The following is a 20,137-nucleotide window of genomic DNA, read 5'->3' as shown; positions in this document are numbered from 1 at the left end:
ATCCGCAAAACTTAAAAATCAAGTTTAATTAACATTGCTTGAAATACTTAGCCTTATTTTTGCACGATGCAAAATGAACAGGTAAAACCCAATTTTGAGTTTGTAGCCTTAATGGCGTCATTAATGTCTATTGTGGCTTTGACCATTGATGCAATTTTACCAGCTATAGCCGATATAGGTATAGCTATAAATAGTCTTGATCCTACTAGAAATCAATTATTGGTTACTATGATTTTTTTAGGATTAGGGGTAGGACAATTATTCTTTGGTCCACTTTCAGATAGCCTTGGTAGAAAACCAATAGTATATTTCGGATTTATCATTTTTTTAATGGCAAGTGTTGTTTGCTTGTTTGCTCCTAATCTCGAGATTATGTTGGTAGGTCGCGTATTACAAGGCGTAGGACTTTCAGCTCCTAGAACAATTAGTATATCTATAATTCGCGATACCTATAGAGGAGATTACATGGCAAAAATTATGTCGTTCGTAACCGCATTCTTTATACTGGTACCTATTGTTGCACCTGCAATAGGTAAAGCGATTTTAGATATTATGGGTTGGCAAGGTATTTTTTATATTCAATTGTTTTTCGCTTTAGTGGTAGGTATTTGGTTTTGGAAACGTCAAGAGGAAACCCTTAACCCAGATTTTAAAGTTCCATTTTCTTTTGGTGTTTTTATAAAGGGAACAAAAGAAATACTAAAGTATAAGGAGACCGTTTCATGCACCTTCATATCAGGATTAATAACTGGGTCGTTTTTAGTGTATTTAAGCTCAGCGCAACATGTGTTTGAAGAGCTATATGGTTTAACAGAAACTTTTCCATATATTTTTGCTGGATTGGCTTTTTCAGTAGGAATCTCAACTCTCTTGAATGGCACACTCGTCTTGCGTTTTGGTATGCGTAATTTATCCTTTTTAGCATTGGTAATCTTTACTGTTATAGCACTTGGTTACAGTTTAATATTTTGGAATTCAGAAGACCCAAACTTAATTGTTCTATTAACCTTTCTTTCGCTATTATTTTTATGTTTAGGTTTTATTTGGGGTAATATGAGGTCGATAGCTATGGAACCTATCGGTCATATTGCAGGTATTGGTGCAGCAATTACTGGTTTTATATCTACCATATTATCTATTCCAATTTCTATATTCGTAGGTAGTTTCATTGAAAATTCTGTCTGGGCTCTATTTGCAGGTTTAGGAGTTTGTGGCTTATTATCCGTTCTATTATTTTTAGCTTTTAAAACACGGCCGTTATTTGCGAACAACCACGCATTTACCAATTAAGGAATTTTTTTTCTAAACTTATTTAGATTGTTTTCCTATAAATAATTCATTTCTATGAAATGGGAAGTTGTTGCAATTTATACTTGTTTTCTTACTTTCTATACGTTAAGTGTCTGATATACAATATAATATTAGTAAATTGATGGTGTCTCGAGAATGAGGATTTTTGAGAACATCAAGATATATGAAATGAAAGAATTAAAAAAACAAAACGTTGCATTCGGATTATTAATATTACTTTTTTTCTTAGGATGTAAAAATAATAAGCAAAACACCGAACTAGCTTCATTGAATCTATTAAGAGGTGAACTTCAATTATGTGGTAACGGTCAATTTGGTGATGTTAGTTTTTCTGAATCGTGTAGTTATGAAACTAGAAAAACTTTTAATCTTGCAATTTCTTTACTTCATTCCTTTGAGTACATAGAAGCTGAAAAAGCTTTCGTGCAAGTTATTGATGAGGATCCCGATTGTGCAATGGCCTATTGGGGAGTTGCAATGAGTATCTATCACGGATTGTGGGCACCACCTGAACCATCTGTTTTAAAGAAAGGGGTTAAGTTACTTGCTATTGCAGAAAAACTTCCCAAGTCTAAAAAAGCAGAACAGTATATACATGCTATTGGAGATTTTTATAAGGATTGGGAGACGGTAGATAACCAAACAAGAAAAGAACTTTATTCCCAAAAGATGGGGGAAATGTTTAATGATTATATGGATGATACTGAAGTAGCAATTTTTTATGCTTTGGCTCTTCGTGCTTCTGCAATACCGACCGATAAAAGCTATTCAAAACAACGTGCCGCTGGTAAAATTTTACAGGATTTATTTCAAGAAGAACCTAATCATCCGGGTATAGCACATTACATTATACATTCTTATGATTATCCAGAATTGGCTGAACTCGGACTTAGTACCGCGAGAAGGTATGCAGATATAGCTCCCAATTCTGCACATGCACAACATATGCCATCACACATATTCACCAGATTAGGACTATGGAATGAGTCAATTAGCACGAATATCAATTCAGCGTCTTCAGCAGTATGCTATGCCGAAAGCATAGCGCCAGGTTCGCATTGGGATGAAGAAGTTCATGCTATGGGTTATTTGGTATATGCTTATTTACAAATTGGAGAAAATGAAAAAGCTAATGAGCAATATGCTTATTTAAAATCTTTTGAAAAAATATTCCCGCCAAATTTTAAAATCGCTTACACGGCTGCTGCTATTCCTGCAAGAATAGCAGTAGAGAATAAAAATTGGGAAGCAGCCTCTTTGTTAGAACTACCTCAAATCCCAGGAATGGAATGGGAAAAATTCCCTTGGCAACAATCATTACTTCATTTTGCCAAGGCTTTAGGTTCTATTCATGTGAATAATTTAATTGAAGCAGAGAATCAGCTAACATTATTGAAATCATTTAGAGAGGAGTTAAAAGACTTAAATGATAGTTATAAAGCAAATCAAGTTGCTATTCAAATTGAAACAATTGAAGCTTGGGTAGAATTTAAGAATGGAGATGTAAAAAGGGCATTAAGTCTAATGAGAAATGCTGCAGAAATGGAAAGTATGACTTCTAAACACCCAGTTACGCCAGGCGAAATTTTACCTGCAGATGAACTTTTGGCCGATATGCTTTTAAAAGCTAATAAGCCTATTGAGGCATTAGATGCTTATGAGTTAAACCTTAAAAGGAGACCAAATAGATTTAATGGAATTTATGGGGCTGCCTTAGCTGCCAAAGAATCTAGTAATAATGAAAAAGCTATATTTTATTTTGAATCACTCCTTGATCTCACCAAAGATTCTAATAGTGACAGACCAGAGATACGTGAGGCCAAAGAATTTCTTCAACCTAATTCATAATTATGAAATTAAGGTATTTAATATGGTTTTTGGGTACGCTTATTTTTTTAGTACTGTCATGTAATAATTGGGGAAGAGAGGAACTTCCTATTTATAATCCATCAGATTTTAATGCGGAATTGGTAGATGTTAGTTTACAGTCTAGCAATGGAAACCATACCGTTTCAGATTTCGAACTTATAAATCAAAATGGAAAAATAGTTACGCAAGAAGACTATAGAGACAGGGTTTATATTGTTGATTTCTTCTTCACAAGGTGTCCAAGTATCTGTCCACTCATGACCAGTAATATGATTAAAATTCAAAATGAGTTTATAAATAATAGTGATATTATGTTATTGTCACTTTCCGTAACCCCTGAAATAGATAGTATTTCTGTACTGCGAAAATATGCAAATGATAAAGGTGCAATAGATTCTAAATGGAACATAACTACTGGGAATAAAAAGCATATTTATGAATTGGCACGTAAGAGCTATTTTGCAGTTGTAGAACAAGGTGATGGTGGAATGCAAGATTTTATACATACCCCTAATTTTATTTTAGTTGATAAGAAAAGACAAATTAGAGGCGTATATAATGGCACTGAAGATGAGGAAATAAATCGTTTGATGGATGATTTGAGAATTTTGATTAAATCCAATGAAAAGTTATTGTAAATAGTATAATTATATCAAAGGCATAGCCTTAATTTTCGTTAAATCATTCATTATGAAAGACTATATATTCTATCTCAATTTTCTTTTACTGCTATTTATAGGATGTAAGAATAATACGAATTCACATGATCTTGCAAATCGCCCGCTTATAACTTGTGCTCCAATTACCAATGATGCCGAATGGTATAAATCTGATAATATAGCACCTCTAATTGATGGTCTCGATGTGCTTGATTTTCCTATAACTACTACAAATAGTTTAGCTCAGAAATATGTGAATCAAGGATTAGTTTTGGCATATGGTTTTAATCATGCCGAAGCTGCTCGGTCCTTTTTTTACGCATCAAAATTAGACCCTAAATGTGCCATGGCGTATTGGGGATTTGCGTATGTTTTGGGCCCGAATTATAATGCTGGTATGGAGCCCGATAATTACCAAAGAGCATTCAATGCAGTTCAAAAAGCTGTTGAGTTATCTGAAAATTCGGTTTCTCAAAAAGAAAAGGATTTAATAACCGCTTTGGCTAAAAGGTATGTGAAAGTGCCTGTGGAAGATAGAAGCAATCTTGATTTGGCCTATTCAAATACAATGAAAGAAGTCTATGAAGAATACCCCTATGATGCAGATGTTGCTACGCTGTATGCAGAATCTATTATGGACATGCATCAGTGGGACTTATGGGATAAAAAAGGAAATGCTAAAGAATGGACACCAGAGATTATTTCAATTATAGATAATGCGATAAATATTGACCCTAAACATCCTGGTGCGCATCATTTTAATATTCATGTATTAGAAACTTCAGGTAGTCCTGAAGCGGCACTAAAAAGTGCTCAATTGTTTGATGAGGATTTAGTACCAGGTGCTGGGCATTTGGTTCATATGCCATCACATATTTATATACGAACAGGAGATTATCATAAAGGAACACTTTCAAACATTAGAGCTATTTCGGTAGATAGTAGTTATGTTTCTGCATGTAATGCTCAAGGGGCTTATCCACTTTCTTATTTTCCTCATAATTATCATTTTATGGCAGCTACCGCTACTTTAGAGGGTAATAGTAAATGGGCAATAGAAGCTGCTAATAATGTTGCTGAACATTCTAATACCTTGTTGATGAAAGAGCCGGGTTGGGGAACGATACAACATTATTATACTATACCTTACTACATATATGTGAAATTCGGTTACTGGGAGGAAGTTTTAGAAATGGAAAATGAAGATACTTCTCTTAAATATCCTGAGGCTGTTCGTAATTACGCACGAGGAATGGCCTTTCTCGGGTTGAATAAAATAGATGAAGCTAAGAAAGAGCTTAATTCTTTAGAGATTTATTCAGAAGATGATAGTCTAAAAGAAATTACCATTTGGGATATCAATTCGGTAGATGTTTTGCTTCAAATTGCAAAAAGGGTCTTAAAGGCAGAAATTTTGGCAAGTGAGTTTAATTATCAGGATAGCATTGCATTATTAAAGGAAGCTGTAGAAATTGAAGATAATTTAAATTACAATGAACCACCAGATTGGTTTTTTTCAGTAAGGCATCATTTAGGTGCTATTCAAGTTGAAGCAGCATTATATGATGATGCTATAGGTACTTATCAAGAAGATTTAAAAAGATTACCCAAAAATGGATGGGCACTTCATGGCCTAAAATTAGCATATGAAAAACTTGGTGAGTCAACCAAGGTAAAAGATATAGAGGAAAGATTGCTGGTGAGTTGGGTCACTGCAGATGTTCAGTTGACAACCTCTCGAATAAAATAAAAATTCACCAAACTCATAATTTAATAATAAGAGTTTGGTGAATTTTGGTATTATGTTTTTTTCATAATTATAACACGAAAATACTATAGTGCATTATCCATAATTTCTTGAACAATCTCCGGATTTAAAAGTGTACTAGTATCTCCTAAATTACTTGTATCATTACTAGCAATTTTACGAAGAATTCTACGCATAATTTTACCACTACGGGTTTTAGGTAGTCCAGATACAAACTGAATTTTATCCAATTTCGCAATAGGTCCAATGTGCTCTGTAATTTGTTGATTAATCTCTTTTCTTAAATTCTCACGGTCTCTACTTTCACCTGTTTCTTTCAAAATAACAAATCCGTATAGCGCATTTCCTTTTACATCATGTGGGAAACCTACAATGGCTGATTCTGCTACTGCAGGATGTTCATTGATGGAATCTTCTATAGGTGCTGTACCTAAGTTATGACCAGAAACAATAATAACATCATCAACACGACCTGTTATTCGGTAATACCCAACGGCATCTCTAAGAGCACCATCACCTGTAAAATACATGTTTTCGTAAGCTGAGAAATAAGTATCTCTATATCTGTCATGATTACCCCAAATGGTTCTTGCAATAGCGGGCCATGGGAATTTAATACATAAGCGACCTTCAACCTGATTCCCTTTTAATTCTTTGGCATTCTCATCCATAAGGGCTGGTTGAATACCAATAAAAGGTAGTGTCGCGTAAGTAGGTGCTGTTGGTGTTACATACGGTATTGGGGTTATCATTATCCCACCTGTCTCCGTTTGCCACCATGTATCAACAATAGGGCTATTTTTCTTACCTATATTATTGTTGTACCAGTGCCATGCCTCCTCATTAATAGGTTCGCCTACCGAGCCTAATACCTTTAAGCTTGAAAGGTCGTGTTTTTCAACATATTCTAAATTCTCTTTTGCTAATGCCCTTATAGCGGTAGGTGCGGTATAAAATTGATTTACTTTATGTTTTTGAATAACATCCCAAAAGCGACCAAAATCTGGATAAGACGGTACACCCTCAAACATTAATGTAGTTGCACCATTTGCCAATGGTCCGTAAACAATATAGGAATGTCCTGTAATCCAACCAATATCGGCGGTACACCAATAAACGTCATTTTCGGTATATTGAAATACATTTTTAAAGGTGTAGGCTGTATATACCATGTAGCCAGCGGTAGTGTGAACCATACCTTTTGGAGTTCCGGTTGAGCCAGATGTATACAAAATAAATAGTGGGTCTTCAGCATCCATAATCTCTGCAACACAATCGGCATAAGCTTCATCCAATAAAGGCTGTAACCATTTATCCCTACCAGCTTCCATATAAATTTCTGAACCAGTCCGTTTCACAACAAGAACATTTTCTACTCCAGGACATTCTTCGAGAGCTTTATCAACAATCCCCTTTAAATCGATTGATTTTGTACCTCTAAAAGAACCATCGGAAGTAATAACCATTTTACAATCAGAATCATTGATTCGAGTAGATAATGCATTTGAAGAGAATCCTGCAAATACTACAGAATGTATAGCGCCTATTCTCGCACAAGCTAAAAGCGCTACAGCAAGCTCAGGTATCATAGGTAAATAGATGCAAACACGGTCACCTTTTTTTACCCCGTGGTCTAATAATACATTCGCCATTCGACAAACTCTTTCGTGTAGTTGCCTATAGGTAATATGAATTGCTTCCTCTTTTGGATTGTTGGGCTCAAATATGATGGCAGTTTTAGTACCCCTTGTTGGTAAATGACGATCTAAACAGTTTTCTGTAATGTTCAATTTTGCGCCTTCGAACCATTTTATTTCTGGCTTTTTAAAATCCCAGCTCAAAACATTGTCCCATCGCTTACGCCAAACAAAATGCTCTTCGGCAATTTCTTCCCAAAAGGCTTCAGGATTACGAACCGATTTACGATATACTTGAAAATATTCCTCTAAATGTTTGATGTGGTAATTACTCATTGTACTCGTTAATTTTAAATTCTATAAGTATAAAAATCTTTATGCTATTTATAAAAGTTGATTTGTTTTGAATTAATGCCCGGTGGCTTCACCAGCACCACTTGGTATTCTAATGTTCTCTACAATTTCTTGTACATCTTCTGGCGGTTCTGGTGTAAATTGTAAAACAATAATTGCTACAATAAAGTTAGCAATCATTGCGATACTACCAAACCCTTCTGGTGAAATACCAAACCACCAATCAGCCTCAGTACCGCCGCCAAACCAACCAAATTTGAATTTAGTCATATAGAAAAGCATCAGAATTATACCTACCACCATTCCGCTAATGGCACCTTCTTTATTCATTTTTTTATAAAAAATACCAAGCACGATTGCCGGAAAAAATGATGCTGCTGCTAAACCAAAGGCTAAAGCTACTACAGCTGCCACAAAACCTGGCGGATTTATACCAAAGTAACCAGCAATAGCTACTGCAACCGTTGCTGCACCTCTAGCCACCCATAATTCTGCTTTGTCAGATATGTTAGGGTTAAATACTTTCTTTACTAAATCATGAGAAACAGATGCAGAAATTACAAGTAAAAGACCTGCTGCCGTTGATAGCGCCGCTGCAAGACCACCAGCCGCTACTAAAGCTATGACCCATGCTGGTAAATCAGCAATTTCAGGATTAGCCAAAACCATAATATCATTATCGATCGTAAGTTCGTTTTTCTCTTTATCTGCTACATATTGAATTTTACCATCCGCATTTTTATCATCGAATGCTAATAGTCCGGTTTCTTCCCAGTTTTTAAACCAAACTGGCATACTAGAGTATTCTTCATTACTAACCGTGTTAATCAAGTTCGTTTTTGCAAACACAGCAACAGCTGGTGCGGTAGTATATAAAATAGCAATTAAAAGGAGTGCTAAACCCGCAGATTTACGAGCGTCTTTAACTTTCTTTACGGTAAAGAATCTAACGATTACATGGGGTAATCCTGCAGTACCTACCATTAACGCCAAGGTTATTGCAAACACATCGGTTAATGATTTTGAACCGTTTGTATACTCATTAAAGCCGAGTTCAGTAGAAAGGCCATCTAATTTATCCAATAAAAAAGTTCCTGAACCATCATTTAATGTAGAGCCCATACCTAATTGAGGAATAGGGTTTCCCGTCATTTGTATCGAAATAAAAATAGCGGGTACCATAAAAGCGAAAATTAGAACACAATACTGTGCTACTTGAGTATAGGTTATTCCTTTCATTCCGCCTAAGACAGCATAAAATAGAACTATGATCATTCCAATGATTACACCAGTGTTGATATCCACCTGAAGAAATCTAGAGAAGACAACGCCTACACCACGCATTTGACCTGCTACATAGGTAAATGAAACTATAAGGGCGCAGATAACAGCAACAATACGTGCCGTTTTTGAATAATACCGATCACCTATAAAATCGGGTACGGTGAACTTTCCGAATTTACGCAGGTATGGAGCTAACAATAATGCCAGTAGCACATAGCCACCAGTCCAGCCCATTAGGTAAACAGAGCCATCATAACCTGCAAATGAAATTATCCCTGCCATTGAAATAAAGGAGGCGGCCGACATCCAATCTGCAGCAGTTGCCATACCATTGGCAAGAGGAGATACTCCACCACCGGCAACATAAAAATCTTTTGTAGAACCTGCTCGAGAATAAATTGCGATTCCTATATACAGAGCGAATGTGAGCCCTACTAAAATATACGTCCAATTTTGAACACTCATTTGTTGGTTTTTTTTGTGGTTGGTTTTATATTGACCTATTCGTTATAGCCGTATTTCTTATCTAGTTTGTTCATTAATCGAACATAGACAAATATGAGGATTACAAAAACATAAATTGATCCTTGTTGTGCAAACCAAAAGCCTAATTTAAAGCCGCCAATTTTGATAGAATCTAGCGCATCTTTAAATAATATTCCTGCTCCGAATGAAACTACAAACCAAATCGCTAAAAGTATAAATAGGTACCTTACGTTCTCTTTCCAATAAGCTGTTGCTTTTTCTTGTTTTTCTGACATTTCAGTTTGTGTTATAATGTAGTAAATTAGGTAAAAAAGTTCAATTTGGCAGGTAAACAACGCCACTAGAAGAATCTTTTTTTGCTCCTGTAACAGATGAAAGAACATTTGTTTGTTGTTCAACCCTTAAGACACCCATTAAAGCAAACACTAATGCTTCCTTAAATTCTATTATGATTTTTTCGGGTATCATAACGTTGATGGCTTCACCTAATTTCTGCTGTAGTGTTTCTATAAAGTACGTGTTTAAAGCGCCACCACCTGTAACTAATAAACTTTGTTTTTTACCATTGGTATTAAGCTTAATTTGCTGAGCTATTTTATCGCATATGTGATGAATGCTAGTGTGGAGTAAATTTTCAATGGAGTCATCGGTTTCTTCAACTATGGGAACCACTTCATCTAAAAACCACTCATAGCCAATAGATTTAGGGTGGGGTAGAAGGTAGTATTGAAGGTCATTTAGACGTTTAAGCATTTTTTTATTTATGATACCTTTTCTAGCTAATTTTCCATCATCATCATATTCTAAATCAACTTTTCTGGTAATATAGTTTAAGATCATGTTAGCAAGGCCGATATCATAGGCTATTCGTTTTCCTTTTACCTCGAAAGAAATATTACTAATGCCGCCAAGATTTAGGCAAAAATCATATTCATTAAAAAATATTCGGTCACCAATTGGCACTAAGGGAGCTCCTTGGCCGCCTAGAGCAAGGTCGTTCGTTCTAAAGTCGCAGATTGTTTTATGACCGCTTGTATTTGCTAAATGCTGACCTGAACCAACTTGAAAAGTTAGTCCCATTTCTGGTCGGTGATGAGTGGTATGGCCATGACTGGCGATATAGTCAACATCTAGTTTGTCTTCTTCAATAAACAGCAATGCTTGTTCTCCTAACCATGTGCCATACGTATTATGTAGTTCAATTAGTTTTTCTGCGGATAAACCAATGGCATCTTTTAAGGTGTTCAACATTTCTGCATCGTAGGATACACTTTTGGTATCTTTAATGTCAAATTTCCAAGTTCCATTTTTCTCCCAAATATGACAATAGGCAAGGTCTAAGCCGTCTAAGGAAGTTCCTGACATGAGACCAATAATTTTATATGCTTTCATTTTCTTTAAATTTTGATTTTCACTAACCCATAATAATTATGGATTTTATGAAATTAACTTAGAGATACCGGTAATTTTCCTTTTGATTCTAGTGTTCCTGAAAAATGTTCTGTGGCTACATCTTGGAATTCCTTAAAATTTTGATAGGCTATTACGGTTGCGGTTGTTTTACTAGTGTTTAAAACCTTAAGGGCATAAGGATTACCGAAATGATATAAAACCACTTTCTTCAAATCAATCATTTCATTCACAAAATCAATCTCTTCTTGAAGGAATCCGAAGTTGTTATTTGGCTTTATTTGCGGTGGAGTAAGGAGTAAAAGAATTTCAGATTCATTCTCGATTTCTTTTCTCATTTCAATGAGATTATCTAAAATTTCTTGGTTGGTTTGCTCTGTTCCAAATCGTTTTAAGGTTAGTGTACAGTAATTTGTATTCCTGAAGCTTGCTATACTACTTGTTGTACCATGTAGCAAAGTAAGCGATTGCTCGGCAATTTTTCTATTTAGGGAACTTGGGTCTGTCAATCCTTTGTCTAATGTAATGTTTCGAAAGGCCTTTTCTTTAAGTGTCCAGATGCGTTCAATGCTTTTATTAATTTGAGCTTCAGTTGCATTTTCTAATATCATTTGTATTCCATCCTCAATATATTCGGCAAAACATAAAACATCATTACCAGCATCGAAAGCTAGCCACTCCAATTCCCCTGGGGTTGTATAATTTTTTGAAACTGCATGCATGTTCAAGGCATCTGAAATCACCACGCCATCAAATCCCATTTCGTTCCTAAGTACACCGGTAATAATATCTTTATTAATGCTTGATGGTAGATTTGTATTATTAGTTAATGCAGGAACGGATAAGTGCCCTACCATAACCGAATCTACACCTTCATTTATCAATTGTTGAAAAGGATATAATTCATTGGCTAGCAATTCTGCTTTTGTTTTATCAATAACTGGCAACCCTAAATGAGAATCGGTAGCTGTATCTCCATGCCCTGGAAAATGTTTAATACTTGTAAGAACACCTTCACTTTGCGTTCCTTTTACATATGCAGTAGCCAATGAAACTACATTCTCTTTATCATCACCAAAAGAACGATAACCTATTACTGGATTATTAGGATTCGTATTAATATCAACTACGGGTGAAAGATTCCAATGAATACCCGCTGCTTTACAGTCTTTAGCTATTTGCTTGCCTACTTCAAAAGTCAGGTCTATATTTTTGAGATTAGCACCAAGTGTTATTGCGTAAGGATACTGAGGAGTATTTTCGATACGCATGGCCAATCCCCATTCTGCATCAATAGAAATTAATAGGGGATAGGTAGCTGCTTTTTGATATCTAATGATGAGGTTTTTTAATACCTCAAAACTGTTCTCATTTTTTATTACTTTTTTCTTTCCTTCGAAATTGGTAGCTGCACTAGCTCTTGAGTGAAAAAAGCATAAGCCGCCAACATGATGATTTGAAATTAGTTTTTCAAGCTGTTGTATTTCTTCTTCCGTATCATTTATAAATGCTGCAGGCATAAATAACTGACCTACTTTTTCAGAAATAGAAAGTGATTTTAGTGCTTCCGAAGTTGATGGTATTTTATTCATTGGGAACTGTAGTTTTTTTACCGAAATCTGCTGGATAAGAAATATATTTTAATAAAAATAAGGCAGGTAAGGCTGCAATAACAACCCAAACAAAAAAGCCATCATAGCCTAGCCATTGTTGTATGTAGCCGCTAACCATACCAGGCAGCATCATGCCTAAGGCCATGAAGCCTGTCGCTATGGCGTAATGAGAGGTTTTCGATTTTCCGTCAGCAATGTATATGAGGTACATCAAAAATGCTGCAAACCCGAAACCGTAGCCAAATTTTTCAAAAATAACGGTAGCGGTTACGGCAAAAACGTTGGTCGTATTAGTGACGGCCAGTACTGCATATAAAATGTTAGGAAGGTTTAAGGAAAGCACCATGGGTAACATCCATTTTTTTAAACCATCTCTTGATATTAGAATACCACCTAGAATTCCTCCTATGGAAAGAAATACAACCCCAGCGGTACCAAAAATGGTTCCAAGTTGTTCGGTTGAATAGCCAAGACCTCCTTTATCTGGAGTGTCTAATAGAAAAGGAGAAGCCATTTTTACCAATTGCGATTCGCCTAAACGGTAGGTTAAAATGAAAGCTAATGCGATACCTATTCCTGGCTTTTTAAAGAATGAAGAAAATACTTCTAAAAACCCTTTAGGTTTTTCCTTTAGTTCTTCATTTGCAGATTCATATTTCGGAGTAACGAAAAAGTTTGCAACAGTCATAATCAACATCAAAAAAGCGGCTGCCGACATGGTAATGCTCCATGCCTTAGTGTTATCACCATATTTGTTTTCTAAAAATCCTGCGAGTACGACAATCAATCCTTCTCCTGTAACCATAGCCAATCTGTAAAAAGTACTTCGCATACCAACGAAAAAAGACTGCTTCTTTTCGGTTAATCCAAGCATGTAATATCCATCGGAGGCAATATCATTGGTTGCAGATGCAAAAGCGGCCATCCAAAAACAGGCTAATGAGGATATGAAAAACATGTTTGTCGGTAAGGTCAATCCAACCCCTAAAAGTGCTACAGCTATTAACAATTGCATAGCCAAAAACCATTTTCGCTTTGTGCTTTTTAAATCAACAAAAGGGCTCCATAATGGTTTTAATACCCAGGGTAAATATAAAATACTGGTGTACAGGCCGATATCTTCATTGCTTACGCCTAATTTCTTATACATTATCACTGATACCGTGACCACTAATACATAGGGTAGGCCTTGCGTGAAATAGAGAACGGGCACCCAGGCCCAAGCTCCTTTATCTTTTTGTATCATTTTTTGCAAGTTGCTTTATATTAATTATTGTCGGTTCAGTTTCAACACCATATACATCTATAAAACTAAGTGCTAAAAAGTTGTTTGATATTTGGTTTCTTGGAATTAGCAGTCTATTTGAGTTGCCATCTAAGAAAATCTTAAAAATTAATTTTTTAATAGGGTATTCGTCTTTTGTCTTATGACCAGATTTATATAGTAGCGCATAGCGCATATTCTTGGTGTCATCGAGTTGAAGAATTAAGTCTTTTTCGTTTTGTTCTGTAATGGATAATTGTGGTGTTTTTAATGTAGCCTTATTTGATAATGGGAAGGCGGGATTCAAAGCGGGTTGTTTGTAATACTTTTTATGAATGTATTCTACAACATCGTCATTATCGCTCATAAGAGATTTAGCACTGAACATAATATTGCCAGAAATCTGAGGTGTTTCTCTGGCTAGCTCTAATTGCATTGGTAATTCTTTTATATCGTCCCAGGCTTTATCACTGTTATTTCGAATTTTATAAGCTCCGTTTCCAATATACAGGTTCGTTTTGAAATTGTTTTTTGACCACCAATCAACAATAGTTTTGTATGATGCTACGGGTAAATCCATACTCCAATATACTTGTGGTGCCAAATAATCTATCCATCCTTTTTCCATCCAAAGTAATGGGTCTGCATATAAATCTTCGTAGGTAGTTTGCCCAGCTTTGGTGTTTGAACCTTTAGGGTCTGTCGAGTTGTTTTTCCAAACTCCGAACGGACTAATACCAAACTGAACCCATGGTTTTATCGACTTAATTGTTTCATACGATTGTTTTACTAAAGAATCAATATTGCTACGTCTCCAATCATCTAAATTCTGATTTGGTTTGGCATAGGATTCAAAGGCAATAGAATCATTAAAAACTTCATCTTTGATTTTATACGGATAAAAATAATCGTCAAAGTGGATGGCATCTACATCATATTTTGATACAATTTCAGCAATGATGTTTGAAAAATGGTTTCGTACTTCAGGTAAACCAGGATTGTAATAATTCTTTTTGCCATAATGTACCATCCATTCAGGGTGGGTGCAATAATCATGAGATTCGGCTAGTACTTCAAAATTTTCATCGAATGTTGCCCTGTACGGATTTAACCACGCATGAAATTCCATTCCTCTTTGGTGAGCTTCTAATATCATCCACTCAAGAACATCGGTGTTCCATTGTGGTGGAGTTCCTTCTTCTCCAGTTAAAAATCGTGACCAAGGTGCGTAGTCTGATGCATAAAAAGCATCGCCAGCAGCTCTTACCTGTACAATAACTGCATTGTAATTTTCTTTCTGATAAAAATCTAAAATCTTTAGATAGTCGGCTTTCTGTTTTTCAGTGGTATCATTACCGTTCTTTGGCCAATCAATATTAACGACAGTTGCAATCCAAACACCTCTAAATTCAGTTTTAGGATGTTTTTCATAGGTCTTAAAAATGCCGCATGAATTAAATAGAACTAAAATAAAAAGGAACGGTGTGTATTTTGACATAGTATTAAAAAAGGCCCATTTTACTACTAAAATAGGCCTTTTTATACAAGATTAAATGTTAGTTGAATTTATGTCTTACAAAAGCTTCCATGGCAGCATAAGATGATAAGCCCAACGCTTTGTATTTATTTGCAGTATTTCGATTTCTCTCTTCGGCACGCATCCAAAATTCTCTTGAATCATCGCCTTGAAACATTACCCCATCTTTTTGAGTTTGATGACAGAAAATGGCATGTCTTTTCTTTAAAACTTGCCCAGGACTCATAGGTACCGCCATTTCAATTTCGTTGATATCCCACTCGTGCCATGCACCTCTATACAACCACAACCAGCAGTCTTTCATAAAGGATTCAGATTTTATTTCTTCACAAGCTGTGAATACTGCGTCTAAACATACCTTATGTGTGCCATGTGGGTCTGCCAAATCGCCAGCGGCATAAATTTGATGAGGTTTTATTTTTGAAATTATACCTACTACCAAAGCAATATCTTCTTCCGATAAATTCTTTTTTTTAATGGTGCCCGTTTCATAAAAAGGTAAATCTAAAAAGTGAACATTACTATCTTGTAAGCCCATATACCTGGTTGCAGCATAAGATTCACCTCGTCTTATTTTACCTTTTAGATTACGAACTTCTGGCGAGTCTATTTGAGTTTCGTTTTTATCGGTAATCGATTTTATGATTTTTTTAGCCTCATCTGATGGATGAATCTGCAAGGCTATTTCTGCGTACTTTCTTGCATCGGTATCAGATACCGCTATATTTCCAGAAGTCTGGTATACGATGTGTACTTCGTGCCCTTGTTCTACAAGTCTATCAAATGTACCGCCCATAGAAATAACATCATCATCTGGGTGTGGGCTGAATATGATAACCCGCTTTTTAGCTGGCGTAGCACGTTCTGGTCTGTTCGTATCATCTGCATTTGGCTTACCACCAGGCCAACCAGAAATAGTATGCTGAAGTTTATTGAACATTTTAATGTTAAGGTCGTAAGAATCTTCTAAAGCTAGAAGGTCTGCCATGCCATTATCATTATAGTCTTTATCTGTCAAGCTTAAAATAGTTTTGCCAGTAGTTTCGCATAGCCAAACCATTGCTTTGGCTTTTAAATCTTCATTCCATTTACAGGCATCTACCAGCCAGGGTGTTTTATTACGTGTAAGTTCGCTACCTGCTCCTGTATCTAATACAAAAGTACAGTTGTCATGGTGCTGTAGATAAGTCGCCGGTACATGCGAAGAAACTTCTCCCTCAATAGTTTTTTTAATTATATCGGCTTTGTTCTGTCCCCAACCTAATAGAACAATACGTTTTGCCTTTCTCACGGTGGAAATACCCATGGTAATTGCCTTTCGGGGTACATTGTCTATACCTAAAAATGAAGGTGCGGCATCAACACGTGTTATATGATCTAAGGTTATAACCCTAGTACCCGAGTTAAAGTGTGATCCAGGCTCATTGAAACCTACGTGACCTGTTCTGCCTATACCTAATAATTGAAAATCGAGACCGCCATGTTCTTTTATTTTTCGTTCATAACTTAGACAATATGCCGTTGTGTCTTCATTAATCACTGTGCCATCAGGAATATGGATATTTTTTTCAGGAATATCTACATGATTGAATAGATGCTCATGCATGAAGTAAAAATAACTTTGAATATTATTTGGCTCCATTGGTAGATACTCATCTAAATTAAAAGTAACCACATTATTAAAACTCAAACCTTCTTCTTTGTGCATGCGAACCAACTCTTCATACACCCTTATAGGTGATGATCCTGTTGCTAACCCTAAAACGCAATTTCTTTTTTGACCTTGCCTTTTCTTAATTAGACTAGCAATCTCATGAGCCACTTCAATAGATGCTTTGTTGGAATCTTGAAAGATTACATTGTGAATTTTTTCGAATCGTGTTTCTTCAAACTGTCCAATGGGTTGATGGCCAATGTCGATTTTAGTGTCTTTAACGGCGTTTTTCATAAGATTGCAATGAGATTGTAAATTTTTAAATCATGCAAATATATGCGTTATTTTAAATTAATGCAGTTATTTGCAGGTAATTTTGCATTTATTTGCTGTTAATTAATATTTATATCGTGTTTATATTGCATAGACGACATAAAACAGCAAATGAATAAAATTGCTATATTTGCTCATATTATTACTAAAAGGTAACAAATTCATGCTTAAAGAGGAGCGTCAACAAACAATTTTAAATGAGGTAGATCTTCATAATAGGATTTTAATAACAGATATAGCTGAGGCTTTAGATGTATCCATTGATACCATTAGGCGTGATGTAAAAGAATTAGACGCAGATAATAAATTACGAAAAGTTCACGGTGGTGCTATTTCTATGGGTTATATGACCAATAGTGCTAGAAATACCAATATTTATAAAATAGAAGAGAAGGCAGCTATCGCTGCAAAAGCTGTTAGTATGTTGCGAGATGGTGCAGTTATATTTATAGATGGAGGTACAACTTGTATGGAACTTGCACGTATTATTCCTGAAAATTTAAATCTTACTTGCTTTACCATAAGTTTGCCTGTTGCGATGGAATTATCTCATAAGGCGAATATCAATGTAATTTCGATAGGAGGTCAAATTTCAAAGGAAGCGCAAATATCTATTGGCGCTAATGCAATTCATCACCTTTCAGAAGTACGGTTCGATTATAGTTTTATTGGTACAGGGTATGTTGATGCTGTATACGGTCTAACTGAGTTTGATTGGGATATAGTTCAAATTAAGAAAGCAGTCATAAAAGCATCTAAGAAAACGGTTTTATTGTCTATTTCTGAGAAGTTAAATTCTCAGCATCGCTATAAAACATGTGAAATCAATTCTATTAATACAATGATAACCGAATTGAAACCTGAAGACAAACTGCTTAAGCCCTTCAAAAATCACGATATAAAAATTATATAATTATATGGATTATAAGAAAATTACAGAAACCCCATCTAATCATGAGAATTTGGAGTTGATGGATACACAGACCATTTTGCAAAAAATGAATGAGGAGGATCAAAAGGTTGCATCTGCAGTGAAGAAGACCATACCACAAGTGACTAAATTGGTAGATGAATTGGCGAAACGTTTTGAAATGGGTGGTAGGTTGTTTTACATTGGCGCGGGTACTAGTGGGCGTTTGGGAATTTTAGATGCGTCAGAAATTCCACCAACTTTTGGTATGCCACATGAACGTGTAATCGGATTAATTGCAGGCGGAGATACAGCTATAAGAAAAGCAGTTGAAAATGCAGAAGATGCTACCAAACAAGCCTGGGTAGATTTAATGGCGCATGATATTACTAAGAATGATGTTGTTGTGGGTATTGCTGCTTCCGGTAGTACGCCCTATGTTATTGGCGGATTGGAAGATGCAAAAAAGAATGGAATACTAACTGCTGCAATAACTAATAATCCTGGTGCACCGATTGCAAGAATAGCAGATATCCCTATCGAAATTAATGTTGGCCCTGAGTTTTTAACGGGTAGTACTAGAATGAAAAGTGGTACATCCCAAAAACTCGTTTTAAATATGATTTCTACCGCCTTAATGATTAAAATAGGTAGGGTAAAGGGAAACAAAATGGTGAACATGCAACTAAGTAATGATAAGTTGGTAGACCGTGGTACCCGATATATTATGGAAGGTTTAAATATCGACTATAAGGAAGCTGAAAAATTATTAAAAGAACACGGGTCTGTTAAATTGGCTTTAGATGCCGGTAGGGCATAGATTTTCAGATTTGTATTAATAAACGCATTAATCTAAACTAGTTAGATGAATGCGTTTATATTTTACTACTTATCTTATGGGGATTAATTTATAAATTCCTTTCCCTTCAACGGCCACATAAATTAAACCATCTGGACCTTGCTTTACAGCGCGAACTCTTCCAAGCCCATCCATTAATTTTTCACGTGCAATAACTTTGGTGCCGTCTAAAACTAATCTCTCTAAATATTGAAAGGCCAAAGAGCCTACTAATAAACTTCCTTTCCAGTCGGGATACTTATCAGAAGTAACATATGCCATGCCGCTGGGCGCTATAGAAGGCACCCAATAATGAATAGGTTGTTCCATGCCTTTCATTTCTGTTTTGTCTGTAATGGGAGTGCCACCATAATTAATTCCAAAGGTTACCAATGGCCAACCATAATTAGCGCCTTTTTTTATAATATTTATTTCATCGCCACCTCTTGGGCCATGTTCATTGTCCCAAATTTCTCCAGTCTCAGGATGTTTAATTAAACCTTGAGGATTACGGTGTCCATAACTATATATTGCTGTTTTTGCACCTGCAACACCAACAAATGGATTGTCTTCCGGAATTCGCCCATCATCGTATAAACGATAAATTTTTCCGCCGTCTCTTTTAATATCTTGAGGGTTTATATCTCTATCTCCACGTTCGCCTATAGAAAAGTATACATAACCCTCGTTATCAAAGACAATTCTTGAGCCGAAATGTTGACCTTTTGTCGTGTTTGGTACTGCTTTGTAAAGCAGTTCTTTATTTGTTAAAGAATTATTTTTCAGTTTGGCTCTCATTATAGCTGTGTGTCCTCCTTTTTCATCTCCTTCAGCTGATGCATAAGTGAAATAAATCCATCCATTTTTTTCATAATTAGGATGTAATTCAATATCTAAAAGTCCGCCTTGCCCACGTTGATAAACTTCCGGAATATTACCGATTATCGATTTTTTTCCATTTGAAAAATGTATCAATTTCCCTTCTTTTTCGGTAATTAAAATACTTTTATCAGGAAGGAAGGTGAACCCCCATGGAAGCTGTAGCTCATCGACGAACAACTCTGCCTTGAAATTATGTTTTTTAGGCGTATTTACTTTATTTTCAGCATTTTGCGCACAAGAAAAATTAAGCGTTACAGCGAATAAAAGACAAAAGATGATACTTTTTTTCATATTGATACGTTAGAAATATATTAAAGGATATTTGATT

The 20,137-nt window shown here is 35.7% G+C and carries 15 protein-coding genes; 6 read left to right on the top strand and 9 right to left on the bottom strand.

Annotated elements, in window-relative coordinates:
* The first annotated feature begins 66 nt into the window (after positions 1-66).
* From B5X55_RS08380 to B5X55_RS08365, 4 genes are all read left to right on the top strand, one after another.
* Entirely contained in the window at positions 67-1,290 is a 1,224-nt protein-coding gene (locus B5X55_RS08380) for a multidrug effflux MFS transporter (RefSeq protein ID WP_079512166.1), read from the top strand.
* Between the two features lie 189 nt (positions 1,291-1,479).
* Entirely contained in the window at positions 1,480-3,159 is a 1,680-nt protein-coding gene (locus B5X55_RS08375) for a tetratricopeptide repeat protein (protein ID WP_079512165.1), read from the top strand.
* A 2-nt stretch (positions 3,160-3,161) separates the two neighbouring features.
* Positions 3,162-3,818 carry an SCO family protein gene (locus B5X55_RS08370; protein ID WP_079512164.1) on the top strand — a complete coding sequence of 219 codons (657 nt, stop codon included), beginning with the start codon at positions 3,162-3,164 and terminating at the stop codon, positions 3,816-3,818.
* 52 nt (positions 3,819-3,870) lie between these two features.
* Complete coding sequence (locus B5X55_RS08365; protein ID WP_079512163.1) at positions 3,871-5,589, top strand: tetratricopeptide repeat protein; 1,719 nt, start codon at positions 3,871-3,873, stop codon at positions 5,587-5,589.
* An 83-nt stretch (positions 5,590-5,672) separates the two neighbouring features.
* Here B5X55_RS08365 and acs read toward each other — a convergent pair whose 3' ends face one another.
* The 8 genes from acs to nagB all read right to left on the bottom strand — a co-directional run bounded on the left by acs (position 5,673) and on the right by nagB (position 17,140).
* Complete coding sequence (acs, locus tag B5X55_RS08360) at positions 5,673-7,580, bottom strand: acetate--CoA ligase (RefSeq protein ID WP_079512162.1); 1,908 nt, start codon at positions 7,578-7,580, stop codon at positions 5,673-5,675.
* A 72-nt stretch (positions 7,581-7,652) separates the two neighbouring features.
* Positions 7,653-9,347, bottom strand: a complete 1,695-nt coding sequence (locus tag B5X55_RS08355) for a sodium:solute symporter family protein (protein WP_079512161.1) — start codon at positions 9,345-9,347, stop codon at positions 7,653-7,655.
* A gap of 35 nt (positions 9,348-9,382) precedes the next feature.
* Positions 9,383-9,643 carry a DUF4212 domain-containing protein gene (locus B5X55_RS08350; protein WP_079512160.1) on the bottom strand — a complete coding sequence of 87 codons (261 nt, stop codon included), beginning with the start codon at positions 9,641-9,643 and terminating at the stop codon, positions 9,383-9,385.
* 40 nt (positions 9,644-9,683) lie between these two features.
* A complete protein-coding gene (locus tag B5X55_RS08345; protein ID WP_079512159.1) occupies positions 9,684-10,760 on the bottom strand; it encodes an anhydro-N-acetylmuramic acid kinase in 1,077 nt (358 codons plus the stop codon).
* Positions 10,761-10,813: 53 nt separating this feature from the next.
* Positions 10,814-12,370: a glycoside hydrolase family 3 protein gene (locus tag B5X55_RS08340; RefSeq protein WP_079512158.1), complete on the bottom strand. Its 1,557-nt coding sequence runs from the start codon at positions 12,368-12,370 to the stop codon at positions 10,814-10,816.
* The gene (locus B5X55_RS08335) at positions 12,363-13,637 is read right to left on the bottom strand and encodes an MFS transporter (RefSeq protein ID WP_143814441.1); all 1,275 of its coding nucleotides are present in this window, start codon (positions 13,635-13,637) and stop codon (positions 12,363-12,365) included. Before B5X55_RS08335 ends, B5X55_RS08340 begins: the two co-directional genes overlap by 8 nt.
* On the bottom strand, positions 13,621-15,153 hold the full coding sequence (locus B5X55_RS08330) for a glycoside hydrolase family 10-like protein (RefSeq protein WP_079512156.1): 1,533 nt from the start codon (positions 15,151-15,153) through the stop codon (positions 13,621-13,623). The genes B5X55_RS08335 and B5X55_RS08330 overlap by 17 nt, the downstream gene beginning before the upstream one ends.
* Positions 15,154-15,211: 58 nt before the next feature.
* Positions 15,212-17,140 (bottom strand): glucosamine-6-phosphate deaminase, encoded by a 1,929-nt coding sequence (gene nagB, locus B5X55_RS08325; protein ID WP_079512155.1) that lies wholly within the window; start codon positions 17,138-17,140, stop codon positions 15,212-15,214.
* A gap of 169 nt (positions 17,141-17,309) precedes the next feature.
* Between nagB and B5X55_RS08320 the strand changes: the two genes are divergently transcribed.
* Together B5X55_RS08320 and murQ are read left to right on the top strand one after the other, a co-directional pair.
* Positions 17,310-18,092 (top strand): DeoR/GlpR family DNA-binding transcription regulator, encoded by a 783-nt coding sequence (locus B5X55_RS08320; protein WP_317042697.1) that lies wholly within the window; start codon positions 17,310-17,312, stop codon positions 18,090-18,092.
* Positions 18,093-18,096: 4 nt separating this feature from the next.
* Entirely contained in the window at positions 18,097-18,909 is an 813-nt protein-coding gene (gene murQ / locus B5X55_RS08315; RefSeq protein ID WP_079512153.1) for an N-acetylmuramic acid 6-phosphate etherase, read from the top strand.
* A gap of 69 nt (positions 18,910-18,978) precedes the next feature.
* Here murQ and B5X55_RS08310 read toward each other — a convergent pair whose 3' ends face one another.
* A complete protein-coding gene (locus B5X55_RS08310; protein ID WP_079512152.1) occupies positions 18,979-20,100 on the bottom strand; it encodes a PQQ-dependent sugar dehydrogenase in 1,122 nt (373 codons plus the stop codon).
* Between the last annotated feature and the right edge of the window lie 37 nt (positions 20,101-20,137).

This window comes from Maribacter arcticus (assembly GCF_900167935.1).
GTDB lineage: Bacteria > Bacteroidota > Bacteroidia > Flavobacteriales > Flavobacteriaceae > Maribacter > Maribacter arcticus.
This window is presented reverse-complemented; position numbering and strand designations above follow the sequence as displayed.